General features: G+C 71.8%; 21 protein-coding genes. 6 read left to right on the forward strand and 15 right to left on the reverse strand.

Annotated elements, in window-relative coordinates; all coding sequences use genetic code 11:
- Window positions 1-136 precede the first annotated feature (136 nt).
- Window positions 137-598 carry an SRPBCC domain-containing protein gene (locus tag ACZ5K7_RS26760; RefSeq protein WP_351696751.1) on the forward strand — a complete coding sequence of 154 codons (462 nt, stop codon included), beginning with the start codon at window positions 137-139 and terminating at the stop codon, window positions 596-598.
- A 1-nt stretch (window position 599) separates the two neighbouring features.
- On the opposite strand, the gene ACZ5K7_RS26765 is transcribed toward ACZ5K7_RS26760, so the two are convergent.
- Window positions 600-1,385 (reverse strand): NPP1 family protein, encoded by a 786-nt coding sequence (locus tag ACZ5K7_RS26765; protein ID WP_351696748.1) that lies wholly within the window; start codon window positions 1,383-1,385, stop codon window positions 600-602.
- Between the two features lie 230 nt (window positions 1,386-1,615).
- Between ACZ5K7_RS26765 and ACZ5K7_RS26770 the strand changes: the two genes are divergently transcribed.
- Window positions 1,616-3,271, forward strand: a complete 1,656-nt coding sequence (locus tag ACZ5K7_RS26770; RefSeq protein WP_468916940.1) for a carboxylesterase/lipase family protein — start codon at window positions 1,616-1,618, stop codon at window positions 3,269-3,271.
- Here ACZ5K7_RS26770 and ACZ5K7_RS26775 read toward each other — a convergent pair.
- Together ACZ5K7_RS26775 and ACZ5K7_RS26780 are read right to left on the reverse strand one after the other, a co-directional pair.
- Window positions 3,251-4,435, reverse strand: coding sequence for a PP2C family protein-serine/threonine phosphatase (locus ACZ5K7_RS26775; RefSeq protein ID WP_351696742.1), 1,185 nt, complete (start codon window positions 4,433-4,435; stop codon window positions 3,251-3,253). The genes ACZ5K7_RS26770 and ACZ5K7_RS26775 overlap by 21 nt on opposite strands.
- Before the next feature lie 49 nt (window positions 4,436-4,484).
- Complete coding sequence (locus tag ACZ5K7_RS26780) at window positions 4,485-5,474, reverse strand: aldo/keto reductase (protein ID WP_468916943.1); 990 nt, start codon at window positions 5,472-5,474, stop codon at window positions 4,485-4,487.
- 269 nt (window positions 5,475-5,743) lie between these two features.
- Between ACZ5K7_RS26780 and ACZ5K7_RS26785 the strand changes: the two genes are divergently transcribed.
- Both ACZ5K7_RS26785 and ACZ5K7_RS26790 read left to right on the forward strand, forming a co-directional pair.
- Entirely contained in the window at window positions 5,744-6,676 is a 933-nt protein-coding gene (locus tag ACZ5K7_RS26785; protein WP_351696737.1) for a LysR family transcriptional regulator, read from the forward strand.
- Window positions 6,677-6,781: 105 nt separating this feature from the next.
- Window positions 6,782-7,945 (forward strand): NAD-dependent formate dehydrogenase, encoded by a 1,164-nt coding sequence (locus ACZ5K7_RS26790; protein ID WP_468916946.1) that lies wholly within the window; start codon window positions 6,782-6,784, stop codon window positions 7,943-7,945.
- Here the strand turns inward: ACZ5K7_RS26790 and ACZ5K7_RS26795 are convergent.
- The 7 genes from ACZ5K7_RS26795 to bla form a co-directional block, all read right to left on the reverse strand.
- Window positions 7,942-9,168, reverse strand: a complete 1,227-nt coding sequence (locus ACZ5K7_RS26795) for a cytochrome P450 family protein (protein ID WP_351696732.1) — start codon at window positions 9,166-9,168, stop codon at window positions 7,942-7,944. The two genes, ACZ5K7_RS26790 and ACZ5K7_RS26795, sit on opposite strands and share 4 nt — an antisense overlap.
- 71 nt (window positions 9,169-9,239) lie before the next feature.
- On the reverse strand, window positions 9,240-10,448 hold the full coding sequence (locus tag ACZ5K7_RS26800) for a cytochrome P450 (protein WP_351696729.1): 1,209 nt from the start codon (window positions 10,446-10,448) through the stop codon (window positions 9,240-9,242).
- Window positions 10,445-11,071 (reverse strand): GTP-binding protein, encoded by a 627-nt coding sequence (locus ACZ5K7_RS26805; protein WP_468916950.1) that lies wholly within the window; start codon window positions 11,069-11,071, stop codon window positions 10,445-10,447. The genes ACZ5K7_RS26800 and ACZ5K7_RS26805 overlap by 4 nt, the downstream gene beginning before the upstream one ends.
- Window positions 11,052-11,399: a DUF742 domain-containing protein gene (locus tag ACZ5K7_RS26810; protein WP_351696726.1), complete on the reverse strand. Its 348-nt coding sequence runs from the start codon at window positions 11,397-11,399 to the stop codon at window positions 11,052-11,054. The genes ACZ5K7_RS26805 and ACZ5K7_RS26810 overlap by 20 nt, the downstream gene beginning before the upstream one ends.
- A complete protein-coding gene (locus tag ACZ5K7_RS26815) occupies window positions 11,396-11,803 on the reverse strand; it encodes a roadblock/LC7 domain-containing protein (protein WP_123979438.1) in 408 nt (135 codons plus the stop codon). The genes ACZ5K7_RS26810 and ACZ5K7_RS26815 overlap by 4 nt, the downstream gene beginning before the upstream one ends.
- Window positions 11,800-13,398 carry a sensor histidine kinase gene (locus tag ACZ5K7_RS26820; RefSeq protein WP_468916954.1) on the reverse strand — a complete coding sequence of 533 codons (1,599 nt, stop codon included), beginning with the start codon at window positions 13,396-13,398 and terminating at the stop codon, window positions 11,800-11,802. Before ACZ5K7_RS26820 ends, ACZ5K7_RS26815 begins: the two co-directional genes overlap by 4 nt.
- A 183-nt stretch (window positions 13,399-13,581) precedes the next feature.
- Complete coding sequence (bla, locus tag ACZ5K7_RS26825; RefSeq protein WP_468916957.1) at window positions 13,582-14,457, reverse strand: class A beta-lactamase; 876 nt, start codon at window positions 14,455-14,457, stop codon at window positions 13,582-13,584.
- A 231-nt stretch (window positions 14,458-14,688) separates the two neighbouring features.
- Here bla and ACZ5K7_RS26830 point away from each other — a divergent pair, with 231 nt between their 5' ends.
- Both ACZ5K7_RS26830 and ACZ5K7_RS26835 read left to right on the forward strand, forming a co-directional pair.
- Window positions 14,689-15,591: a hypothetical protein gene (locus tag ACZ5K7_RS26830; RefSeq protein ID WP_351696719.1), complete on the forward strand. Its 903-nt coding sequence runs from the start codon at window positions 14,689-14,691 to the stop codon at window positions 15,589-15,591.
- A gap of 109 nt (window positions 15,592-15,700) precedes the next feature.
- Window positions 15,701-19,075 (forward strand): pyruvate carboxylase, encoded by a 3,375-nt coding sequence (locus ACZ5K7_RS26835; protein ID WP_468916960.1) that lies wholly within the window; start codon window positions 15,701-15,703, stop codon window positions 19,073-19,075.
- Window positions 19,076-19,128: 53 nt separating this feature from the next.
- On the opposite strand, the gene ACZ5K7_RS26840 is transcribed toward ACZ5K7_RS26835, so the two are convergent.
- From ACZ5K7_RS26840 to ACZ5K7_RS26860, 5 genes are all read right to left on the reverse strand, one after another.
- Window positions 19,129-20,106, reverse strand: a complete 978-nt coding sequence (locus tag ACZ5K7_RS26840; protein ID WP_468916963.1) for an SMP-30/gluconolactonase/LRE family protein — start codon at window positions 20,104-20,106, stop codon at window positions 19,129-19,131.
- Window positions 20,107-20,260: 154 nt separating this feature from the next.
- Window positions 20,261-20,716 carry a hypothetical protein gene (locus ACZ5K7_RS26845; protein ID WP_351696709.1) on the reverse strand — a complete coding sequence of 152 codons (456 nt, stop codon included), beginning with the start codon at window positions 20,714-20,716 and terminating at the stop codon, window positions 20,261-20,263.
- A gap of 42 nt (window positions 20,717-20,758) precedes the next feature.
- A complete protein-coding gene (locus ACZ5K7_RS26850; RefSeq protein WP_468916966.1) occupies window positions 20,759-21,559 on the reverse strand; it encodes a DUF4389 domain-containing protein in 801 nt (266 codons plus the stop codon).
- Window positions 21,560-21,646: 87 nt separating this feature from the next.
- Window positions 21,647-22,423: a polysaccharide lyase family 7 protein gene (locus ACZ5K7_RS26855; RefSeq protein WP_450971934.1), complete on the reverse strand. Its 777-nt coding sequence runs from the start codon at window positions 22,421-22,423 to the stop codon at window positions 21,647-21,649.
- Between the two features lie 129 nt (window positions 22,424-22,552).
- Entirely contained in the window at window positions 22,553-23,761 is a 1,209-nt protein-coding gene (locus ACZ5K7_RS26860; protein ID WP_468916971.1) for a carbohydrate-binding protein, read from the reverse strand.
- Window positions 23,762-23,818 lie beyond the last annotated feature (57 nt).

A 23,818-nucleotide genomic window follows, 5' to 3' on the forward strand; every position in this document is an offset into this window, starting at 1 on the left:
GGGGAGAAGGACATCAAAAAGAAACACATCATGGTAGAAGGCCCGCCCCCCAGCCCCCCCCCCCCCCCCTCCCCTCCCTTCCCCCCCCCCCCCCCCCCCCCCCCCCCCACGGTCGTCTCACGGGTACCGTGAGGTCATGACCAGCACGCGTGTCACCCGGCGGGTGCAGGCGCCCCCGGCCGCCGTCTACCGGGCGCTGCTCGACCCGGAGGCGGTCGCCGCCTGGCGGGCACCGGACGGCATGACCGCCCGGGTCCACGTCTTCGACGCCCGGGAGGGCGGCGAGTTCCGGGTCTCCCTCGACTACGACGACCCGGGCCGCGCCGGGAAGTCCGGCGGGCACACCGACACCTACCGGGGGCACTTCGCCCGGCTGGTCCCGGACCGGCTCGTCGTCGAGGTCATCGACTTCGAGACCGCCGACGACACCGTGCGGGGCACCATGACGATGACGACGGCCCTCACCGCGGCCGGCGGTGGCACGGACGTCGAGGTCCTGCACGAGGGCATCCCCGAAGGCGTCCGCCCCGAGGACAACGAACTGGGCACCCGGATGGCCCTCGACAACCTGGCCCGGGTCGTCGAGGGCCGCACCTGACTCAGGCGTTCGGGTCGAACGAGATCCCGGACGGCATGGAGTACGACAGGTTGGCGTTGAACGAGCCGTCCTTGATCTTGATGGTGGCGTCGCCGAAGTCCGCGTTCATCAGCTTGTCGCGGTAGCCCGCCGGATACCCGTCCCAGCCCACCAGACGCGGGAAGAACCAGCCGCCGGTCACGTTCTCCGGCGGGTCGTCGTTGGAGTTGGCGAACCGGAAGTCGTGGGTGGACACGCCGTCCTTGTGGTAGACGATCTTCGGGTGGGTGCCGTCGAACCGGATCGCCGAGGCGGCCGCCACCTGGTAACTGCTGTGCTGCGACACCGAGACGTACTGCACCTGGTTGTTCTGGATCCACACGATGACGTGTTCCCAGTCGTGCCGGTGCCCGATGGCCAGCGGCCCGAGCGTCGCCTGGTCCTTCTCGAAGTAGCTGGCGTACATCACCGCGCACCAGCCGTTGTTGCACTTCTCGCGGGAGTAGGTGTTGGCATTGGCCAGCTGCGCGTAGTCGTGGCAGTGGCCGTTGACGTCACCGCCCAGCGCCAGACCGGGGTTGAGGGTACCGTCGGCGCCGATCGCGGCGGTGGTGTAGCAGCCGTCGCCGTCGTAGTCGTAGGCCGGGGAGAAGGTCTGCTCCAGTCCGTCGGCGTTCTGCGGCAGCAGCGTCAGGACGTCGGCGTGCGCGGTGGCGGGCACGGCGACGACCAGCGCAAGGGCACCGACAGCGGCGGCGAGGGCCTTGCGGAGCGGCCGTCTGCGAGTGGGGGATTGCAGGTCGGACATGTCGACTCCCTGTCTCTGAAAGGCGAAGCGGAGTCTGACAGTCAGCCAATGGTCGAGACCACCCTTACGGCTTAATTTTGACCTAAAGACAATTGAACAGCTCGGTCAACTCCATTGCTGTCAGAGCCTGTTGACCTGCTGTGAGTAGCCCGGTTGCGCTTGCCGCGCCGCCCGGCCCGACGCCAGGCTTCTCGTCGGCTCCCCCCCCCACGACCCGAAAGAGAGCCCGTGTGAACGACAGAGACATGCCTTCGGCCGCGTTGAACCGGCGCGGTTTCCTGGGCGCCGCCGCCGCGGCCGGGCTGCTCGGCACCCTGGCCACACCGGCCGAGGCGGCCCGGAACGCGGCCGAAGCCGACCCGGTCACCACCGAGTCCGGCCGGGTCACCGGAGTCCAGGGCGGCCTGCGCGGCGTCACCGTCTACAAGGGCGTCCCGTACGCCGCCTCCACCGCCGGAGCCAACCGCTGGCGCCCGCCGCAGCCGGCCCCCTCCTGGGACGGGGTGCGCGCCGCCGACTCCTGGGGGCCGGCCTGCCCGCAGCCGGTCACGGACATCCCCGACGACCAGGTGCCCGAGCTCGGCGAGGACTGCCTGAACCTCAACATCTGGACCACGGCGACCGGTTCGGGCACCAGCCGCCCCGTCCTGGTCTGGCTCTATGGCGGAGACCGGGCCCTGTGGTCGGGCCAGGAGATGTACGACGGCTCCCTGCTCGCGTCCAAGGGCGTGGTCGTCGTGAACCCCAACTACCGTGTCGGGCCGCTCGGCGGCCTCGCCCACCCCGGACTGACCGCCGAGTCCGCGTACGGCGGCTCGGGCAACTGGGGGATCCTGGACGCCGTCGCCGCGCTCGAGTGGGTCCAGCGGAACATCGCCGCGTTCGGCGGCGACCCGGACCGGGTGACCCTGGCCGGCTGGGCGCAGGGCGCGTCGATCGTCAACATCCTGCTCGCCTCCCGGCGTGCCAAGGGCCTCTACCACCGCGCCCTGCTCTCCTCGGGCGTCCGGTACACCAAGGACCCGGCGCTGGCCCGGGGGGCCGGCCGCTACCGCACCCTCGCCGACGCCGAGACCAACGGCAGCGACTTCGCCGCCCGCCTGGGCGCCCGGAGCCTCGCCGAACTGCGCGCGCTGGACGTCGGCGACCTCGTCGCCGGGGCCGCCTCCGACGCCTCCGCCGACTTCGGACATGTCCTCGACGGACATGTGCTGCCGGACACCTACACGGCCGTGCTGGCGGCCCGCGCCGAGACCGACGTGCCCGTCCTCACCGGCGTCTGCAAGGACGCGAACGGCGCCTCGCCCGGTCTGAAGACGACCCTGGACGCGTTCCAGGCGTACGCCCGGTCCGAGTTCGGCCCCCTGGGGCTGGCCGACACCTTCCTGGAGCTGTACCCGGCGGACAGCGACACGGCGGCGGCCCAGCAGTACAGCGCGTACGCCCGCGACGAGGAGCGCGTCTCCGCCTTCCTGTGGGCGACCCAGTTCAAGGAGACCGCCGGCAACTCCAGCGCCGTCCGCACCTACTTCTGGACCCGTGTCCCGCCCGGCCACGACGCCACCAACCCGGTCATCGGCACCGAGGCGACCGGCGCCTTCCAGGGCTCCGACGTCTACTACCTGCTCGGCTACCTCTACAGCACCGACCGCCCCTGGACCTCCCAGGACTACGACATCGCCGACACCGCCGCCTCCTACGTGGCCCGCTTCGCCGCCACCGGTGACCCGAACGGCAGCTCCCTGACCGACTGGCCGGCCCTCGCCACCGACACCCCGCGGACGATGGAACTCGGCGCGGACTTCGGCACGGTCGCGGTGGCGGACAGCGACACGAAGCTCGCCTTCCTGACGACCTACCTGGAGTCACAGACCAGGGAGTTCTGAAACGTCCCCGGTCCGGGCGCCGCCGTGGCCGAGTATCCCGCGGTGATGCCGGTGCACGCTCGGGGTACGGTGCAGGGCGATCAGGGCCGCGTCGTCGCCGAGGTGGCCGCCGGCGTGGACCAGCAGATCGCGCCGGACGTGGTGGATCAGCGCCTCGGGAGAGTCGTCGGTCCACTGCGCCACCCGGTCCTCGAGCGGATAGAAGCGGCGCCGGGCGTCCCGGGCCTCGACGACCCCGTCGGTGTACAGCAGCAGGGTGTCGCCCGGCTCGAAGGAGAACACGTCCAGCGTGTGTTCCGCGGCCCGGGTCCCGTGCACGCCCAGCGGCGGCGACGGATGCAGGCTCGGGACGGTGACCGCGTTCCCGGGGCTCAGCAGCAGGGGCGGCGGATGGCCGCAGCTGGTCATCCGGGTGACCGGGTCCAGGTCCGGGATCTCGATCAGCAGGGCGGTCGCGAACCGCTCGCCCGCCTCCTCCGGCGACTCCAGGTCCGCCGCGTACCGGCTCACGCTCTGCTCCAGGACGGCGGCCAGCTCCGGCAGGGTGATGTCCCCGTGGGCGGACTCCCGGAAGGCGCTGAGCAGCAGCGCCGCCTCGCCGATCGCGGCCAGCCCCTTGCCCCGGACATCGCCGATCAGTACCCGGACCTGGCCGTCGGAACGGGTGACCGCGTACAGATCGCCGCCGATCTGGGCCTCGTCCTCCGCGGCCAGGTACAGCGAGGCGATCCGCAGCGGGCCGATCTGCTCGGGCAGCGGCCACATCAGCACGTGCTGCGCGGCCTCGGCGACCGTGCGCACCTGGGCCAGCTGGGCGCGGCGCCGCTCGCGGACCGCGCTGTACACCACCACGATCACCGAGAGCAGCGTCAGGGTGACGATCTGCACGATGTGGTTCACGGTGGACAGCCCGCCGTGGAACACGGCGATCACCACCTGGGCGGCAACCGCGAGCGCCCCGACCAGCGCGGTGGCCCGGGGGCCGGCGAACGACGGGGTGAGCGCGGGGGCGATGACCAAGGCGGGGCCCAGATGGATGTCCTCCGGCGCGCGCAGGTCCGCCACCGCGATCACCACGATGAGTGCGATCGGGAGCAGCAGCAGCGCGTGGGACGACTGCCACGACCGCCGCAGGCCCGCCGCACAGCTCCGCAGGTTCCCCATGCCACCAGCGTGCGCCACCCCCCACCGAGCGGCCACCGAGAGCGGAAACCTAGAGGTTCACGCTGTTCATCCCGGCCTCGTCGTAACGCTCGCCCGCGGCCTTGGGCACCTCGGCGTCGATGCGGGCCAGGTCCTCCTTGGTCAGTTCGACGTCGACGGCTCCGGCGTTCTGCTCCAGGTAGGTACGGCGCTTGGTGCCCGGGATCGGCACGATGCCGTCGCCCTGGGCCAGCACCCAGGCGAGGGCCAGCTGGGCCGGCGTGACGTCCTTCTCCGCGGCGATCTCCTTCACCTTGTCGGCGAGCCGCAGGTTCGCCTCCAGGTTGTCGCCGGTGAACCGGGGGCCGGTGCGGCGCCAGTCGTTCGCGTCGAGGTCGTCGGGGGAGGAGAACCGCCCGGCCAGGAAGCCACGGCCCAGCGGCGAGTACGGCACGAACCCGATGCCCAGCTCCCGGCAGGTCGGGATCACCTCGTCCTCCGGGTCGCGGGTCCACAGCGAGTACTCGGTCTGCACGGCCGCGATCGGGTGCACCGCGTGGGCCCGCCGGATCGTCTCGGGGCTCGCCTCGCTCAGCCCGATGTGCCGCACCTTGCCTTCGGCGACCAGTTCGGCCATGGCGCCCACGGTCTCCTCGATCGGCACGTTCGGGTCGACGCGGTGCTGGTAGTAGAGGTCGATGTAGTCGGTGCCCAGACGCCGGAGCGAGCCGTGCACCGAGCTGCGCACGTGCTCGGCGGAGCCGTCCTGGGGGCCGATGCTGCTCATGTCGCCGGGGACGGCGTCGTCCATCCGGAAGTTGAACTTCGTGGCGATCACGTACTCGTCACGGTGCCCCCGGACCGCCTCGCCCACCAGCGTCTCGTTGGTGAGCGGCCCGTAGAGCTGCGCGGTGTCGAGGAAGGTGATGCCGAGTTCCCGCGCCCGGTGGATGGTCCGTGCGCCCTCGTCCTGGTCGGCGGTGCCGTAGAAGGCGGACATTCCCATGCAGCCGAGGCCGATGCTGCTCACCTGAAGGTCTCGCAGACTGCGCTGTCGCATGTCACTCCCAGCCTTTCGTCGCTGCTCGGATCCAGCTCCCGTTCCGGAGGGCCCACGGGCCTTGTTCCATTCAGCTGCGGAATCCGTGTATCGGCATCCCGGCGCCGGGGCCTCGTCCGGAGGAGCGCTCTGGACGCTACGGCTTCGAGCGCACTCGATGTCAAACGGCCGCCGCCGTGCGCTCCCGGTCCGTGCTCCCCGTCCGGTAGGCGTGGACCCGGATACGGTGGCCGCCGTCGATCCGCCGCCGACCCTCCGGGGGAGCCCGCATGCTGCTGCGCCAGCTCGAATACCTCGTCGCGCTCGCCCGAGAGCGGCACTTCGCCCGCGCGGCCGCCGCCTGTCATGTCTCGCAGCCCTCGCTGTCCGCCGCGATCCAGCGGCTCGAACACGAACTCGGTGTCCCGATCGTGCGCCGGGGCCGCCGCTACGAGGGTCTGACCCCCGAGGGCGAGGTGGTGCTGGCATGGGCGCACCGCATCCTCGCCGAGCGGGACGCGCTGCGTCAGGAGCTGTCGGCGCTGCGGGACGGCCTCACCGGCACCCTGCGCCTCGGCATCGTCCCCACCGCCGTCCCCGTCACCTCACTCCTCACCGGCCCCTTCTGCGACCGGCATCCGCACGCCCGGGTGGCCATGGAGTCCCTGTCGTCCGCCGACATACGGCGCGGCCTGGCCGAGTTCGAGCTGGACGCGGCCATGACCTACCTGGACGACGAGGAGCTGCGGCAGGTCCGCCGCTTCCCGCTCTACGAGGAGCGGTACGTCCTGCTCACGCCGGTCGGCGGCCCCCTGGGCGACGCGGTCACCGCCAGCTGGTCCCAGGCCGCCGCCCTCCCGCTGTGCCTGCTCGGGCCCCGGATGCGCAACCGGCGGATCATCGACGACTGCTTCGCCGCCGACGGCGCCGCACCCGTCCCGGCGATCGAGTCCGACAGCGTCGCCGGCCTCTACGCCCATCTCCCCGGCGGCCGCTGGTCCAGCGTGATCTCGCACGCCTGGCTGCACATGTTCGGCGTACCGGAGGGCCTGCGCGTGGTCCCGCTGGAGGGCCCGGCGCACGGCCCCCGGGTGGGCCTGGTCGTCGCCCGCAGCGAGCCGCAGTCCGTGCTCGCCCAGGCCCTGGTGAAGGTCGCCCGCCAGGCACGGCTGCGGGACGCGCTCGACAGCCTGCTGACCGCCCACCTGGACGGCCGCGACTGATAGCCGCGGACTATGAGCACATAACAACGTTCGCTTTGACCAGCGCGGTTGCCCCCGAGGATCGTGAAGGCAAGCCATCCGCAACGGAGTTGAGGAGCCGCCACCATGGCCAAGGTGCTCTGCGTCCTGTACGACGACCCGACCGACGGATACCCGAAGACCTACGCCCGCGACGACATCCCCGTCATCGACCACTATCCGGGCGGTCAGACCACCCCCACCCCCGAGGCGATCGACTTCACCCCCGGCCGTCTCCTCGGCAGCGTCTCCGGCGAACTCGGCCTGCGCTCCTTCCTGGAGAAGGCCGGCCACACCCTCGTCGTCACCTCCGACAAGGACGGCGCGGGCTCGGTCTTCGACCGTGAGCTGCCCGACGCGGACGTCGTCATCTCCCAGCCGTTCTGGCCGGCGTACCTCACCCCGGAGCGCATCGCCGCCGCGAAGAACCTCAAGCTGGCCGTCACCGCCGGCATCGGGTCCGACCACGTCGACCTCGACGCCGCGATCGCCCACGGCGTGACGGTCGCCGAGGTGACGTACTGCAACAGCATCAGCGTCGCCGAGCACGTGGTGATGATGATCCTGGGGCTCGTCCGCAACTACCTGCCCTCGCACCAGGTGGTGCTCGACGGCGGCTGGAACATCGCCGACTGCGTGAGCCGGTCCTACGACCTGGAAGGCATGCACGTCGGCACCGTCGCCGCCGGCCGGATCGGCCTCGCGGTGCTGCGCCGCCTCGCCCCCTTCGACGTGAAGCTGCACTACACCGACCGCACCCGGCTGCCCGAGTCCGTCGAGCGGGAGCTGAACCTGACCTTCCACGAGAGCGCGGCCGCCATGGCCCCGCACTGCGATGTCGTCACCGTCAACGCGCCGCTGCACCCCGAGACCGAGGGCCTGTTCGGCGACGAGCTGCTGGGCACGATGAAGCGTGGCGCCTATCTCATCAACACCGCCCGGGCCCTGATCGTCGACCGGGACGCCGTCGACCGGGCGCTGCGCGGCGGGCAGCTGGCCGGCTACGCGGGCGACGTCTGGTACCCGCAGCCCGCGCCCGCCGACCACCCCTGGCGCACCATGCCGCACCAGGGGATGACCCCGCACATCTCCGGCTCCTCGCTCTCCGCGCAGGCCCGCTACGCCGCCGGCACCCGGGAGATCCTGGAGTCCTGGTTCGCCGGCCGGCCGATCCGCGACGAGTACCTGATCGTCGACGGCGGTGCGCTGGCCGGCACGGGAGCCAAGTCGTACTCCGTCAAGGCCGGTTAGGAGTCGAGCCGGACCGGCAGCTCGAAGAGGTCGTTCTGGGTGACCACCGGCTTGTTGCGCAGCTCGGACGCCGGTACCGCGAGGTCCAGGCCGGGGAAGCGGTCGTACAGGGCGGGCAGCGCGACGCCCGCCTCCAGCCGGGACAGCGCCGCGCCGGGGCAGACGTGCGGGCCGTGGCCGAAGGAGATGTGCCGGTTCTTCGACTCCCGGGTGACGTCGAACTCCCCGGCACTCGGCCCGTGCGCCTGTTCGTCACGGCCGATCGCGGCGTACGACACGATCAGCGCGTCGCCCGCCGGCAGCACCTTGTCGCCGACCGGCACGTCCTCGGTGGCGAAGCGGATCAGCACGTGCGAGGTCGGGGTGGACCAGCGCAGGGTCTCCTCGACCACCGCCGACCAGTCCACCTCGCCGGAGAGCACCCTGGCCCGCTGGCCGGGGTGAGTGGAGAGGTTGACCACGGCGTTGACGATCAGGGAGATCGTCGTCTCGTGACCGGCCGCCACCATCAGCTGGAGGGTGGAGACGATCTCCTCGTCCGTGAGGTGGTCGCCGTCCTCGGAGGCCAGGATCAGCGCGCTGGTCAGGTCGTCGCCGGGCTCGGCCCGCTTGGCGGCGACCGTCGCCGCCATGATCCCCGCCAGCTCGGTGAGGGTCGCGATGACCTCCGCGGGCGGGGTCTGGGTCGAGAAGAACTTCTCGAACAGCACCTTCAGGCGCGGCAGTTCGGCCTCGTCGATGCCCATCAGGTCGGCGACCACGAACATGGGCAGCGGATAGGCGAAGGCCGCCTTGAGGTCCAGGGTCTCCTGGTCCGCGGGGAGAGCGTCCAGCAGGTCCTGGGTGAGCTTCTCGATCCGCTCCCGCATCTGCTCCACCCGGCGCGGGGTGAGCGCCTGCGCGACCAGCGCGCGCATCCGGCGGTGGTCGGCGCCGTCCACGGTCAGCATGGAGCGGCCGGGGTTGGCCAGGCCGATCAGCGGCCAGTCCGGCGGTATCTCCCCCCGCTGCCAGGCCCCCCACACGTTGATGTCCTTGACCAGACGCGGGTCGGTGAGCAGCGCCTTGGCCTCGGCATGGCGGGTGACCGCCCAGACGGGCACCCCGCCGGGCAGCTCCACGGCGGCGAGCGGACCGGCGGCGCGCAGCCGCGCGCTCTCGCCGTCCAGGTCGGTGACGAAGGGGTCGAGGGCGATCCGGGCTTGTTCGGTACCGGTCGTCATCGTGACGTGCCTCCCAGGGCAGAGTCGGAGTACTGCGCCAATCGGTGCTGCGCCTGACCGTCGGTGTCGGACTACAGGGTGGGTACGGGCGTGAACCGGACGGGAAGCTCGGTCAGCCCCCGCAGCCAGGGCGAGGGCCGGCGGGTGAGGGAGTCGGCGGGCACCGCCAGGTCGATGTCCGGCAGCCGGTCGAGGACGACCTCGATGCCGGTCCGGGCGATCACCTCGGCGACCTCCTGGGCCGGGAACGGGCAGCGGTGCTCGCCGTGCCCGAAGGAGAAGTGCGCGCTGTTGCCGCCGGTCAGCGCGGAGGCGTCGGTGCGCACCTGCGGATCGGAGTTGGCGCCCTGGAGGCCGAGGATCAGCAGGTCACCGGCGCGGATCCGGCGGCCGCCCAGCTGGGTGTCACGGGAGGCCCAGCGGCCCGCAATGTTCTGGCTGGGAGTGTCCTCCCACAGCACCTCGTTCATCGCCTCGGCGACACTGTTGCGGCCGCCGAACAGCGAGGCCGCGAACCGGTCGTCGGTGAGCATCAGGCGCAGCGAGTTGCCGATCCAGTCGGCGGTCGGCTGGTGCCCGGCCGCCATCATGACCATCAGGTCCTGGGAGATCTCCTCGTCGGTGAACCCGCTCTTGTCCTGGAGCATCCGCGACACCACGTCGTCGGCCGGGTCCGCCTTCCGGTCGGCCAGCAACTGCGCCATGGACGAGCCCAGATGCTGCTGTCCGGCGATCGCCCGCTCGCGCCCGTCGATCATGTCGTTGAGCGCGGTGACCAGGCCGGGGCCCTCCTCGTCGGAGAAGCCGTACAGCCGCGCCAGCACCCGCACCGGCAGCAGCATCGCGTACTGGCCGACCAGGTCCGCCTCGCCGCTGGTGCACAGCCCGTCGATCAGCTCGTCCGCGAACCGCTCGGCGTGGCCCCGCAGTTCGAAGGGGTCGACGGCCTCCAGCGCGTCGCTGATCATCCCGGCGCGCTCGCGGTGCCGCTCGCCGACGGTGTACAGGATCGACGGCTGCTTGCGGCCGATCATCGGCAGCAGCGGCCAGTCGTCGGGGATCATGTCCCACTGGTTCCACAGGTCGGAGTCCCGGCTGAACAGCACCGGGTCCCCGGTCACCTGGTGCAGCTCGCGGTAGCCGACGACCAGCCAGGCGGGCACGTCCCCGTCGAGCACGACGGGGGTCACGGCGCCGTGGTCGCGCCGCATCTCGCGGTACAGACGCGCCGGTTCGGTCTGGAACCGGGGGCCGCCGAGCGGTACGGCTTCGGGGGTCACACGAACTCCTGTCGGGGCAGGTCCGCCGGTGCCGAGGGGTCGGCGTACCGGTTCTTGACGTGCTGGACCAGCTGGATGAGCACCTGCTTGCCGGACTCCCGGGACCGGGCGTCACAGGTGACCAGCGGGATGTGCGGGTCCAGGTCGAGCGCGTGCCGGACGTCCTCGGGCGCGTGCGCGGGGCCGCCGAAGTCGTTGCAGGCCACGATGAACGGGGTGCCGTGCTTCTCCAGCCGGTCGATGGCGTACCAGGAGTCGTCGATCCGCCGCGTGTCGACGAGCACCACCGCGCCCAGGGTGCCGGAGAACAGCCGGTCCCACAGGAACCAGAACCGCTCCTGGCCCGGCGCCCCGAACAGGTACAGCACGTTGCGGGCGTCCAGCGTGATCCGGCCGAAGTCGAAGGCGACGGTGGTGGCGGACTTGCCGCGCACCTCGCGGACGTCGTCGACCTCCTCGCCGGCCTGGGTCATCGTCTCCTCGGTGTTGAGAGGACGTATCTCGCTGACGGAACGGACCAGGGTGGTCTTGCCGACGCCGAAACCGCCCACGACCACGATCTTGAAACCGTGGTCGGCGGAGGCACCCAACGGGGTGCGCGCGTCAGAGGTTGCGGAGTCCAACGAGCACCTGCTCCAGGATGTCGGGGTCGGTGATGGCAGGCCGGTACGGATGGCGGGCGCTGACCCGGCCGGCCGCCTGCAGGTCGCACAGCAGGACCTTGGTGATGCTCACCGGCAGCTTCAGCTCCGCGGCGATCTCCACCACCGAGGTCGGGAACTCGGCCAGCCGCAGGATCGCCGCGTGTTCCGACTGCATCCCGGGGGTCGGCTCCGACTCGGCGACGACCAGCGTGACCAGGTCGAAGGGACTGTCCGGCCCGGTGCTGCTGCGGCCGCCGGTGATGGTGTACAGGCGGTCGGGCGCGTCGTCCCTGCCGGGCCGGCTCATGACGTACGGGGCTGCGCGGTCAGGTGTTCGCCGAGCTGCTCGACCAGTTCGCTCATGTTGTGCCCGACCAGCCCCGGGTCCGCGTCCTCGCTGGTCACCACGGCCAGATGGGCGCCCTCGCCGGCCTCCACGATGAACAGCACGCCCCCGTAGAACTCGGTCATCGCCGACCGCACGCCACCGCTGCCGTCGCCGAACTCGACGGACGCCCCGTGCGACAGCGACTGGATGCCGGCGGCGATCGCCGCGAGCTGGTCGGCCTGGTCGACGGAGAGCTCCGGAGTACGGCAGAGCTTCAGGCCGTCGCGGGAGAGCACCAGGGCGTGTCGCGCGCCGGGGGTGCGCTCCAGGAGGCCCTCGATGAGCCAGGTGAGCTTGTCGTCGGCGGTGGTCCTGCCGGTCATGGAGTGGTGTCGCCTTCCGGGTGCGCGTGCGGGTGGGACGTGGGCTCGGGACCGGACTCCGGGTGGGGCGCGGGGACCGGATCGTGCGCCGGGGTGGGGATGTAGGGGGCGGAGGCGGCGTCGGCCTCGGCGGCGCCGGGGGCGTTGGCGCGGCCGGATGCGCCGGAGGGCTCGGCGGCGTCGGACGCGGCCGGGCGGACGGCCTGCCGGAAGCTGTTGAAGCGGGTGGCGCGGACCCGGGCGTCCTCGGCCGCGGGCACCGGGCGCGGCTCCGCCGGCTGGGGCGCCGACCGGCGCTCGGCCTCGGCGAGGGTCCGGCCGCGGCGCCGCCTGGGCAGCCCGGTGGGCCCTTCCTCGTCCTCGTCGGGCTCCGCGGACTCGTGCACGGGTACCGGGTCCGGCGGGACCGCAACCGGTTCGACCGGCTCCGGCTGCTTGGGCAGCGCGGGTTCGTCGGCGACCGGGCGGGTCAGCAGGTCCTGCGGGACCAGCATCAGCACCCCGGTGCCCCCGCGCGCCGAGGGCCGGAACGACACCTTCAGCCCGTGCTTGCCGGCCAGCCGGCCGACCACCGCCAGTCCGAGCCGGGTACCGGTGAGGCCGCCGAGCTCGGTGGTGTCACCGGCGACCGCCCGCTCGGCGCGGCGCAGCTGCACATCGCCCATCACCAGCCCGCTGTCCTCCACGGACACGATGACCCCGGCCGGCACCTCCTCCACGTAGACGTGGACCTCGGCCGTCGGGGGCGAGAAGTTGGCCGCGTTGTCGAGGAGTTCGGCGAGCGCGTGCATGACACCCTCGGCCGCGTGGCCGGTGACGGCCGTCTCGCTCACCGAGTGCACCCGCACCCGGCGGTAGCCGCTGATGCGGCCCATCGCGCCGCGCAGGATGGACTCCATGCTGATCGGACGCGCCCAGCGGCGACCGGAGCGCGCCCCGGTCAGGACGGCGATGGAGTCGGCGATCCGGCCCGCCTGGGCGGTGCGGTGGTCGAGGTGCAGCAGGTCGGCGAGCACTTCCTCGTCGGTGTGCCGCTCCTCCATGGCCCGCAGGTCGGCGAGGGTGGCGGTGGCCAGGGCCTGCATCCGGCCGGCCGCGTTGCCCGCCGCGGCGATCGCGGCGGCCCGCTCCCGGGAGGCCTGCTCCAGGTCGGCGGCGAGCCGGCCGTTCTCCTGCCGGTACCAGTCCAGCTCCTGGCTGCCGCTCTCGTGGAGCCGCACTCGCTCCTGCTCGAAGGAGTCGGCGAACTCGCTGCGCTGCTGGGCCAGTTCGTCGATCAGCCGCTGCTGCTCCTGGCGCGCCTCCTCGGTCGTGCGGGCCTGTTGCTGGAGCAGCCGTCCGATGTCCTGGCTCACCGTCTCCAGCCGGCGCCGGGCCCGCCGGGCGGCCCGTGCCGCGTGGACGGCCCAGGTCACCGCGGCGCACAGCACCAGCGCGGCCGCACTGGCCCCCAGGGCGAGGGGGGTGCGGACCGAGGCCGGCGCGGCGGTCACCGCGGCGACGACCACGAGGGCCGACACCACCGCGGTCAGCGCGAGGGTCGGAACGAGCGTACGGAAGGCAGGTCGATCGCCGGGATGCGTGGGCGCGGTCATCGGTCCGGTCTGGTCCTCGGAGCGGGTAGGGATGTGATTCCGGTGAGGGAGATGTGACGCTCGGTACTGAACTGGCCGTCACTATACGAGAGTTCGTGATCGAAACAGAACAGTTCCGGTCTGCTTGCAAGAAACCGCTGTCAGTGACGGCGACTTGCCGTGTCGTCCTGACAGTGCGCGATCTTACGAAGCGGCTCGTGTGAGCGTGTCCGCCACCACGGCCGCCGCCTCCTTCACCAGCGCCGAGTCGGCCTGGGCGGCGGGGTCGGGGTGCGTGGACAGAACGGCGACGACGACCGGGGCGCGACCCGGGGGCCAGGCGATCGCGACATCGTTGGCGGTGCCATAGGCGCCCGTTCCGGTTTTGTCGCCGACGGTCCAGTCCGCGGGGAGCCCCGCGCGGATCCGCTCCCCTCCGGTGGTGTTGGCGAGCAGCCAGCCGGTGAGCCGCCGCCGGTCCGCGCCGTCCAGGGCGCTCCCGACGACCAGCCGCGCGTAGCTGGTGCCGATGGCCAGGGCAGTGGTGGTGTCCGTGACCCGTCCGGGCTCCGCCGAGTTCAGCTCCGGCTCCCACCGGTCGAGCCGGGTCACCCGGTCCCCGATCGAACGGCACAGCCGCGTCACCGCCACCGGCCCGCCCAGTTGCTCCAGCAACAGGTTCGCCGCGGTGTTGTCGCTGTACGAGATCGCCGCTCCGCACAACTCCGCGACGGTCATTCCCGCGGCGAGATTCTCGGGCCTGCCCGTGACGGGCGCGCCGCCCGACTTCTCGACATCGCTCGCGTCGTAGTGCACGACCTCGCCGAGTACGTCCTCGTCCAGGTCCCGCAGCACCGCGGAGACCGCGAGTGTCTTGAACACCGAGCACATCGGGAAGAGTTCGCCGCAACGGTGCCGGACCCGGGCGCCCGAGCCGGTGTCCCAGGCGAACACCCCCAGCCGGGCCCCGTGTTCGCGCTCCAGTGCCCGGAGTCTGCTCGTGGCGTCCGGCGCCGTGCGGGCGGGCAGCGCGGTGCCCAGGGCCGCGGTCAGCACAACACGGCGGGACGGCTGCTGCATTACCACTCCTTTGCCGAGGTTTCGATGAGGGGGACGTGGTCACGCCCCTGGGGGTTGCGTCGCGGACGGGTGATAAACCCGACGCCGACATGCGACCAGCAGTAGCTCCCGCATCGTCGCAAATGATCCAAACGTCTATACGATGACGCGTGGAACGGCCGGGGAACGGAGAGCCTCTTCGGGGGCGCGGGGCCGAGGGCCGGCAGCCGGTGTCGAGGGGACGATGCCTTCATGACGGGGAACGGAAGCTGGGGTACGGCGGCCGCGCGTGCCGTCCGGTTCGTGCGACGCACACTGCGCGACGAATGGCACAGCATCGTGGTGGAGCCGGTACGGCAGCTCGTACGGCGTGGTCTCTCCGGGATCGTGCTGGCGTTCGTGGCTGCGTTCGGTGTCATCTTCTTCCACGACGTCGCCCAGCACCCCGTCGGCAGAAAGCTGGTGTGGCACCTCGGCGGTGTCACCGCCGACCTCCCCCTGTGGCTGTCCCTGCTGCGCACCCCGGTCTCGCTCTACGTCCCCGCGCTGGACCTCCCGGTGTGGGCCGGCATCACCCAGCTCTTCCTCGCCTTCGCCCTCGCCGAACTCGCCCTCGGCCGCGCCCGGACCCTCGCCGTCGCGTACCTCACCACGCTGGCCGGCACCATGACGGCCCGTGTGATGGTCGCGCTGGGCCCCGGCTGGTGGGGCTTCGGCCTGCCCCCTCAGGCCGGCCGGGTCCTCGACACGGGGCCGTCCGCCGCGGTGGTGGGCCTGTTCACCTATCTGGCCGTGGTCCGCCGGGCGCCCGTCGTCTTCGCGCTGACCGGCGGTTCGATGGTGTGGGAGTCCGTCGCCGTACCGAACCTCGCGGGCCGGGAGCACCTGATCGCGGTGACCGCGGCGATCGTCCTCGGCCTGCTGCACGGCCGTCGGCTGCCGATCCCCGCCCTTCCGGCCGAACGCCCCGCCGCACGCCTCGGCACCCCGCCGACCCCGCCCCGGTCCGAACCGCCCGTGCCCCGGTCCGACCCGCCGCAGCACCACCCCCTACCGTCGCTCCGGATCCGCCGGGACGCCCCAACCTCACCGGGTTCCCCGGAACCCATAAGCCACGCGGCCGACCCGCCGAAGTGCTCAACAACGTCAATGTGATGGTTTTCGCACTTCAGCCGGTCCGGGCAACCCCTAATGTTGCGCGGGCTACGGCAGGGCGCGGCTGACACCATGGTGTTCGTCGCCGGCAGGCTGAAGGGATCCAGGGATGTTCCGCAAGGTGCTGGTCGCCAACCGTGGAGAGATCGCCATCCGCGCTTTCCGCGCGGGCTACGAACTGGGCGCGCGCACGGTCGCCGTGTTCCCCCACGAGGACCGTAACTCGCTGCACAGGCTGAAGGCCGACGAGGCCTACGAGATCGGGGAACCCGGCCATCCGGTACGGGCCTACCTCTCCGTCGAGGAGATCGTGGGCGCCGCCCGCCGGGCCGGGGCCGACGCCGTCTACCCGGGCTACGGCTTCCTCTCCGAGAACCCGGAACTCGCCCGCGCCTGCGAGGAGGCGGGCATCACGTTCGTCGGGCCGAGCGCCCAGACGCTGGAGCTGACCGGCAACAAAGCCCGCGCGGTCGCCGCCGCCCGCGCCGCCGGCGTACCGGTGCTCGGCTCCTCCCAGCCCTCCAACGACATCGACGAACTGGTCCGCGCCGCCGACGAGATCGGCTTCCCGCTGTTCGTGAAGGCCGTCGCCGGCGGCGGTGGCCGCGGCATGCGCCGGGTCGAGGACCCGGCCGCGCTGCGCGAGTCCATCGAGCAGGCCTCCCGGGAGGCGGCCTCCGCGTTCGGCGACCCGACCGTCTTCCTGGAGAAGGCGGTCGTCGACCCGCGCCACATCGAGGTGCAGATCCTCGCCGACGGCGAGGGCAACGTCATTCACCTCTTCGAGCGGGACTGCTCGCTCCAGCGCCGCCACCAGAAGGTCATCGAGCTGGCCCCCGCGCCCAACCTCGACCCGGAGCTGCGCGACCGCATCTGCGCCGACGCCGTGCGTTTCGCCCGGGAGATCGGCTACCGCAACGCCGGCACCGTCGAGTTCCTCCTCGACCGGGCGGGCAAGCACGTCTTCATCGAGATGAACCCCCGCATCCAGGTCGAGCACACGGTCACCGAGGAGGTCACCGACGTCGACCTGGTCCAGGCCCAGATGCGCATCGCCTCCGGCGAGACCCTGGCCGACCTCGGCCTGTCCCAGGACACGGTGAAGCTGCACGGCGCCGCCCTCCAGTGCCGGATCACCACCGAGGACCCCGCCAACGGCTTCCGCCCCGACACCGGCCGCATCAGCGCCTACCGTTCCCCGGGCGGCTCCGGCATCCGGCTCGACGGCGGTACCACCCACGCCGGCACCGAGATCAGCGCCCACTTCGACTCGATGCTGGTGAAACTCACCTGCCGGGGCCGGGACTTCAAGGCGGCCATCGGCCGCGCCCGGCGCGCCGTCGCCGAGTTCCGCATCCGTGGTGTGGCCACCAACATCCCCTTCCTCCAGGCCGTCCTGGACGACCCGGACTTCCAGGCCGGGCGGATCACCACCTCGTTCATCGAGGAGCGCCCGCACCTGCTCACCGCCCGCTCCTCCGCCGACCGCGGCACCAAGCTGCTCACCTACCTGGCCGACGTCACCGTCAACAAGCCGCACGGCGAGCGCCCCCACCTGATCGAGTCGACCACCAAGCTGCCCCCGCTGCCGGCCGGGGAACCGCCCGCGGGTTCCCGCCAGCGCCTGGTCGAGCTCGGCCCGGAGGGCTTCGCGCGCCGGCTGCGCGAGTCGCCGACCATCGGCATCACCGACACCACCTTCCGCGATGCCCACCAGTCCCTGCTCGCCACCCGCGTGCGCACCCGCGACCTCCTCGCCGTCGCCCCGGTCGTCGCCCGCACCCTGCCTGAACTGCTCTCCCTGGAGTGCTGGGGCGGCGCCACCTACGACGTGGCGCTGCGCTTCCTCGCCGAGGACCCCTGGGAGCGGCTGGCCGCCCTGCGCGAGGCCGTCCCCAACATCTGCCTCCAGATGCTGCTGCGCGGCCGCAACACCGTCGGCTACACCCCGTACCCGACCGAGGTGACGGACGCCTTCGTGCACGAGGCCGCCGCCACCGGCATCGACATCTTCCGCATCTTCGACGCCCTCAACGACGTCGGCCAGATGCGCCCCGCCATCGAGGCGGTACGGGAGACGGGCACCGCGGTCGCCGAGGTCGCCCTCTGCTACACCGCCGACCTGTCCAACCCCGACGAGCGGCTCTACACCCTCGACTACTACCTGCGGCTCGCCGAGCAGATCGTCGAGGCCGGCGCGCACATCATCGCCGTCAAGGACATGGCGGGCCTGCTGCGCGCCCCCGCCGCCGCGAAGCTGGTCTCGGCGCTGCGCAGCGAGTTCGACCTCCCCGTCCACCTGCACACCCACGACACGGCTGGCGGCCAGCTGGCCACCTACCTGGCCGCGATCCAGGCGGGCGCCGACGCGGTCGACGGTGCCGTGGCCTCCATGGCCGGTACGACCTCGCAGCCCTCCCTGTCGGCGATCGTGGCCGCGACCGACTACTCGGACCGTCCCACGGGGCTCGACCTGCGGGCGATCGAGGACCTGGAGCCGTACTGGGAGAGCGTCCGCAAGGTCTACGCGCCCTTCGAGGCGGGCCTGGCCTCCCCGACCGGCCGCGTCTACCACCACGAGATCCCGGGCGGTCAGCTCTCCAACCTGCGCACCCAGGCCGTCGCGCTCGGTCTCGGCGACCGCTTCGAGGACATCGAGGCGATGTACGAGGCCGCCGACCGCATCCTCGGCCGGCTGGTGAAGGTCACCCCGTCCTCGAAGGTGGTCGGCGACCTGGCCCTGCACCTGGTCGGCGCCGGCGTGAGCCCGGAGGACTTCGAGGCGACCCCCGACAAGTTCGACATCCCCGACTCGGTCATCGGCTTCCTGCGCGGCGAGCTGGGCACCCCACCCGGCGGCTGGCCCGAGCCGTTCCGCACCAAGGCCCTGCAGGGCCGCGGCGCCGCCAAGCCGGCCCCGGAGCTGGGCACCGAGGACCGCGAGGGCCTCGCCAAGGACCCCCGCGCGACGCTGAACCGGCTGCTGTTCCCGGCCCCGACCCGGGAGTTCGAGACGCACCGGCAGACCTACGGCGACACCAGCGTCCTCGACAGCAAGGACTTCTTCTACGGCCTGCGCCCGGGCAAGGAGTACGCGGTCGACCTGGAGCCCGGCGTCCGCCTGCTCATCGAGCTCCAGGCGATCGGCGAGGCCGACGAGCGCGGTATGCGCACGGTGATGTCCAGCCTCAACGGCCAGCTGCGGCCCATCCAGATCCGCGACCGGGCGGCCGCCTCCGACATCCCGGTCACCGAGAAGGCCGACCGCGCCAACCCCGGCCATGTCGCGGCCCCGTTCGCCGGCGTCGTCACCCTCGCCGTGCAGGAGGGCACGGAGGTCGAGGCGGGCGCCACGGTGGCCACCATCGAGGCCATGAAGATGGAGGCGACCATCACCGCCCAGAAGGCCGGCCGGATCTCGCGGCTCGCCATCAACCGCATCCAGCAGGTGGAGGGCGGCGACCTGCTGGTCGAGATCGCCTGAGTCGCGTCCCGCGTGAGGGGAGGGCCGGTCACCGCCGGTCCTCCCCTCGTCGGCTACGAGCGGACGAAGTGGGCGCCCAGACGCGCCTTCAGCAGGTTCGGGTCGCGCTGGGTGGAGTAGGCGCCGCCCGCCACGAACAGATCACGGCCGTTCACGGCCAGCGAGGTCGGGTTGGACAGGCCGTCCTGCACGGCGAGCACGGTGCTGCGGACGCCGTCCGGGCGGACCATGACGACCTCGTTGGACGGGTTCAGCGCGGCGAGCACGACGTCCGAGTGCCCGGGGAAGACGAAGTCGTCCACGCCGGTGAGGCCGGTGGCCCGCGTCTCGGTCGCCCCGGCCGAGCCGTCCGTGCCGACCGGGATGCGCAGCAGGGTCCCGCGGTCGCTGTTGGTCACCCAGACCGCGTCCTTGTGCACCTTGATCCCGTTGGCCCCGAAGCCGCTGGCCGGCGCCGGGAGCCCGGTGAGGGCGGTGCCCGTGGCCCAGGCCGTCGGTGTGCCGCCGGCCTGCGGGATGCGCCAGACCGTGCCCAGCGCCGAGTCGGCGGCGTAGAGCACCCCGTGCCGCTCGTCGAGGGCCAGGCCGTTGGGCAGGCCGTCCGAGGGCAGCTCGGCGATCTGCTCGGGTGTGCCGCCGCCCGCCGGGACGCGCCACACGCCGGTCCTGCCGGTGCCGGTGGCGTAGTTGACGTACAGCGTGCCGTCGTGGGCGCGGGCCAGGCCGAGGGTGAGGGCGCCGCCCACCAGGGATGTGCGGGGGTGGTCCTCGGCGGGCAGGGTCGCCAGCACCCGGACCCGGCGTTCCCGGGTGATCTTGGCGACCTGGCGGGCGGACGCGAAGGTCACGTCGACCGAGCCGCCCCGCTCGGTGACGACGTTCTCGGGCGTCTGCCCGGCGGCCAGATCGAAGTGCGCGATGACGTGGGGATTGGACACGACCGGCTCGTCGGCCGCGGCCGGAGCCGCCACGAGCAGGCCGATCGCGACCGCGGCCGGGGCGACGGCGGCCGGACGGAGAAATCGGGGCATGTGACCTCTTTCGACGGGAGCGCGAGGCTCCGGCGTACCGGTCACACCAACATGACGGCTCGTAAGTCCCGGCCCGGGGCAGCCCCGGCCGGGACGTCGCCCGCCCGGCGCACGGCGTGGCCCCGCTTGCCGCGCAGCCGGGTGACGGTCCCGCTCAGTTCCACAGCGGGTAGTTCATGACCTGTGTGTATCCCTCCGGCTTGGCACCGGCGTAGTTCAGGCTCATCCGCGTGAACTGTTCCACGTTCGGATGCTTCGTCCAGGCCGTCGGCCGGTCGAGCCGTACCGTCACCGCGTACTTGTGGAAGTGGCCGGCCGCGCAGTACGGCTTGCAGTCGTTGACCGCGTTCACGCCCTGGCCGACCGCGGTGTTGTCGTTCCACTGGGTCCACTTCATGCCGGTGAGCAGGCTGTTGCCGTCACCGCAGGCCAGCATGAAGTCGGTCGGCCGGAACCGCTGGTGCCAGAGGCAGTCGACGAGCACGGGGTGCTGGACCGCCGGCGACGCGGCCGGTGTCGGCGGAGTCGCCCCGGAGGCCGTCGTCATGCCTGCCGTGAGCAGCAGGGCCGCCCCGAGTCCGATCGCCGTTCCCACCACTGGTCTGCGCATGGTCGCTCCCACCAGTTCCGCCGTTCTTCTTTCCCTTCGACGCTACGACCGTCCCGCCGGATGTACCACTTGCGCCGGGTTCGCGAGCCCGTTGTCGTCGTAGTCGGCGGAGGGACGGGAGAGGACCTGGGTGAACAGGCCGAGTACCAGGAAGACCCAGACGAGGACCTTCGCGGTGGTGCCCAGGAGCAGCGGCCGGGTCGCGGAGCGGACCTCCTCCGCCTCGGCGGCCGGCCGGTCGCCGAACAGCCCCTTGGGATAGACGGGCGTCAGCATGGCGGCGTAGGCGCCGAACCGCATCCGGTAGCGGGCGACCGCCGCCGTCGCCCCGAAGACCGGCTCCGGCAGCCGCCCCAGCACGATCGCGATGATCCAGAAGATCCAGCCGATGGCGAACCAGCCGGCCGCCGCGAAGCCGGCGACGATCCACGCCGGGATCATCAGGATCAGCCGGAACAGCACCGCGAGCCGGTTCAGGGTGGTGGGCCGCAGCTCGATCCGCACCGGGTGCTCCGGCGCGGTCAGGGCGAACGGCGGATACTGGTCCACCAGGAGCATCGAGCCGGCCACCACCCGGGTCTCGTACGCCAGGTACTTGCCCAGGAAATCGGCGATCCCGTCGGGCAGCCGGCCCAGGACCAGCGCCGCGAACCAGCCGGCCACCGTCACGAAGAACGCGGCGATGCCCAGCAGGCAGACAACGACGAACTGCGGGATCAACAGCAGCCAGCGCAGCAGTACCGTCCAGCGGCGCTGCGGACCGGGTGCCGGGATGTCCAGCGCGGGCCGCCACTCGGCGTCGTCCGCCGTGACGGGAGGACGTGGTTCCCAGCTCTGGCTCATGTGTCCTCCCGTCGTCGGGCCGGGGCCCGGATGGCACCACCATCGTGCGGCGGAACCACCGCCCCCGCCAGGCCCGTGCAGCCGAACTCAGCCGTGTTTGACGGTCAGACCGTAGAACGCGACCCGGGCGCCGTTGGTCGTGCTGTCGGAGGACGACTGGTTGTACGAGCCCGCCTTGAAGTACTGCTTGTACTGGTTGAAGGAGGACGGAATGGCGTAGTGCGTCGTAGTGCCGTTGACGGTCAGGTCGATGGTGTTCCCGCCGGAGACCGCGATGGTGTACGTCCAGGTCTTGCCGATCGACACGTGGCCCACGCTGTGCGAGGTCTGGCCGCCGTCCGGGGAGTTCTCGGTGCCGAGGACGATGTCGCCGTTGGAGTGGTAGTACAGCTCCAGCAGCGGCTTGGTGGAGGAGCCGCCGGTGCCGAGGTGGATCTGGCCCACGCACACGTTCTTGGTCACCGAGACCACCCGCAGCGTCGCGCTCATCTTGTGGCTGCCGCTCAGCGACCAGTTGGCGGCGCTGCCGTCGCGGTTCATCTCGCGCAGCTCGGAGCGGGCGTAGTTGGAGTTCGGGGTCGTGACGCCCTTCTCGGGCGCCCAGAAGGTCATCGCGCCGTCGCGGGTGTCGGTGTAGAAGTACGCGTCCTGGTAGCCGCTCGCGCCCTGCAGCCGGGACGAGGGGATGGTGGTCGGCGAGCCGGGGGAGCCCACCGGCTCCTGGAGCTGCCATATGGACAGGTCGAAGTTGCCGCCGGGCGCCTTGGTCGGATCCGCGGCGCCCGCGCTGCCGCCGGTGAGCAGGACGAGGGCGAGGGCGAGGCCCGCGGCGGCCGGAGCCGCGAGCAGCCGGGAACGGTTCACGTGGGGGGTCCTTTCGGAGGAGGGGTGCGTCCAGAACTCACCTGATGTTCATGTCCATGAACTCTGGACGCATCCATAACCGTCGATGACCCGTGAAACTAAAGGTCCGGACCAGTCCCGTCAAGAGGTTCAGCAGGCGCCCTCGTCCTGCCAGGGGCCCCACTCCGAGGCGCCGGGCACCTCGTTCTGGGTCCACCACTTGGCCTTCCAGTTGTGGCTGTTGTACGAGACCTCGTTCCCGGCCGTGTACACCGCCGTCGAGCTCCAGGCGGTCTTGCAGGAGGTGGGCGTCGGGGTCGGCGTGGGGGTGGGTGTGGTGGTCGGCGGCGTGACCCCGGCGAACTTCACCGAGTACTTGGCGAAGTCCCAGTCGCCCTGCGCCACGCTGGAGCAGGTCCCGGAGGTGGTGCCGTTGTTGTCGACCGGGCTGCACTGGCGGTCGCGGTTCAGGGACCAGAACGTGAACCGGTCCATGTTGTGGCTCGTGGCGTAGTCGAGCACCGTCTGGAAGTCCGCCTGGGTGAAGTACTCGCCGGTGTCGCTGCGGCCGTTCATCCCGGAGAAGCCCTCGTGGGCGTAGGCGGTCGCCTGGTCCCAGCCGAAGGTGGACTGCAGGATCGAGTTGAAGTTGGTGAGCGCGCTGGTCTGCGAGGCCGCCCCGCTGAAACCGCCGTCGAACGGCATGATGGAGAAGTTGTTCGGCGTGAACCCCTGCGACTTCGCCTCCAGCAGCATCTGCTTGCCGAACCAGCCGGTCCCGTCCGCCGTACCGGCGGTGGTGACGGAGACGTACAGGCCCGGGTTGTTCTGCTGGAGGATCTTCGCGGCGCCGATCTCGTTCTTGATCGCCGCGGTGTTCTCGTACTCCGGTTCCTCCAGGTCGAAGTCGATCGCGTGCAGCCCGTACTTGGTGATGACCTGCTGGTAGGCCGCCGCGGTGGAGGCGGCGTCCGCGCAGGTCTGGCCGAGTTTGGTGCCGCCGTAGCCGCCGATCGAGACGGAGACGTCGCCGCCCTTGGCGCGGATGGTGTTGATGACCGACTGGACGGCGGTGTCCGAGGAGACCGCCGCCGTACCGCCCCAGGTGGGGGAGCAGCCGCCGCCGTTGGGGGCCAGGACGAACGCCAGCTGGAAGGCCTTGAGTCCGGTGGCGTCCATGATGGTGGCCGCGTTCGGCGGGTTGTTGTCCAGCGGCATCAGATAGGGGGCGGCCGCGTACCACCGGTTGCTCAGCGCGGTGGTCGCGCCCGAGGCGTTGCTCGCGACGAGCGCGGTCGTGCCGGCGGCGGCGAGGGTGACGGCGGCCGCCGCGCCCAGACATGCGCGAAGGGGTCTCACTGGAGCCTCCAGGGGGCGGGGGAGGTGGGGTGGTGCCCCAGCTTCCGGAGGTGTCGC

The sequence above is a fragment of the Streptomyces sp. NPDC031497 genome (genome assembly GCF_055580905.1).

What these genes read in the sequence shown, in the direction of transcription:
- ACZ5K7_RS26810 (WP_351696726.1), bottom strand. Translation starts at nt 11,399, where the DNA reads ATGAGCCGGCCCGGCAGGGACGACGCGCCCGACCGCCTGTACACCATC.
- ACZ5K7_RS26835 (WP_468916960.1), top strand. Translation starts at nt 15,701, where the DNA reads ATGTTCCGCAAGGTGCTGGTCGCCAACCGTGGAGAGATCGCCATCCGC.
- ACZ5K7_RS26775 (WP_351696742.1), bottom strand. Translation starts at nt 4,435, where the DNA reads ATGGGGAACCTGCGGAGCTGTGCGGCGGGCCTGCGGCGGTCGTGGCAG.
- ACZ5K7_RS26840 (WP_468916963.1), bottom strand. Translation starts at nt 20,106, where the DNA reads ATGCCCCGATTTCTCCGTCCGGCCGCCGTCGCCCCGGCCGCGGTCGCG.
- bla (WP_468916957.1), bottom strand. Translation starts at nt 14,457, where the DNA reads ATGCAGCAGCCGTCCCGCCGTGTTGTGCTGACCGCGGCCCTGGGCACC.
- ACZ5K7_RS26785 (WP_351696737.1), top strand. Translation starts at nt 5,744, where the DNA reads ATGCTGCTGCGCCAGCTCGAATACCTCGTCGCGCTCGCCCGAGAGCGG.
- ACZ5K7_RS26830 (WP_351696719.1), top strand. Translation starts at nt 14,689, where the DNA reads ATGACGGGGAACGGAAGCTGGGGTACGGCGGCCGCGCGTGCCGTCCGG.
- ACZ5K7_RS26765 (WP_351696748.1), bottom strand. Translation starts at nt 1,385, where the DNA reads ATGTCCGACCTGCAATCCCCCACTCGCAGACGGCCGCTCCGCAAGGCC.
- ACZ5K7_RS26845 (WP_351696709.1), bottom strand. Translation starts at nt 20,716, where the DNA reads ATGCGCAGACCAGTGGTGGGAACGGCGATCGGACTCGGGGCGGCCCTG.
- ACZ5K7_RS26760 (WP_351696751.1), top strand. Translation starts at nt 137, where the DNA reads ATGACCAGCACGCGTGTCACCCGGCGGGTGCAGGCGCCCCCGGCCGCC.
- ACZ5K7_RS26795 (WP_351696732.1), bottom strand. Translation starts at nt 9,168, where the DNA reads ATGACGACCGGTACCGAACAAGCCCGGATCGCCCTCGACCCCTTCGTC.
- ACZ5K7_RS26820 (WP_468916954.1), bottom strand. Translation starts at nt 13,398, where the DNA reads ATGACCGCGCCCACGCATCCCGGCGATCGACCTGCCTTCCGTACGCTC.
- ACZ5K7_RS26850 (WP_468916966.1), bottom strand. Translation starts at nt 21,559, where the DNA reads ATGAGCCAGAGCTGGGAACCACGTCCTCCCGTCACGGCGGACGACGCC.
- ACZ5K7_RS26815 (WP_123979438.1), bottom strand. Translation starts at nt 11,803, where the DNA reads ATGACCGGCAGGACCACCGCCGACGACAAGCTCACCTGGCTCATCGAG.
- ACZ5K7_RS26790 (WP_468916946.1), top strand. Translation starts at nt 6,782, where the DNA reads ATGGCCAAGGTGCTCTGCGTCCTGTACGACGACCCGACCGACGGATAC.
- ACZ5K7_RS26780 (WP_468916943.1), bottom strand. Translation starts at nt 5,474, where the DNA reads ATGCGACAGCGCAGTCTGCGAGACCTTCAGGTGAGCAGCATCGGCCTC.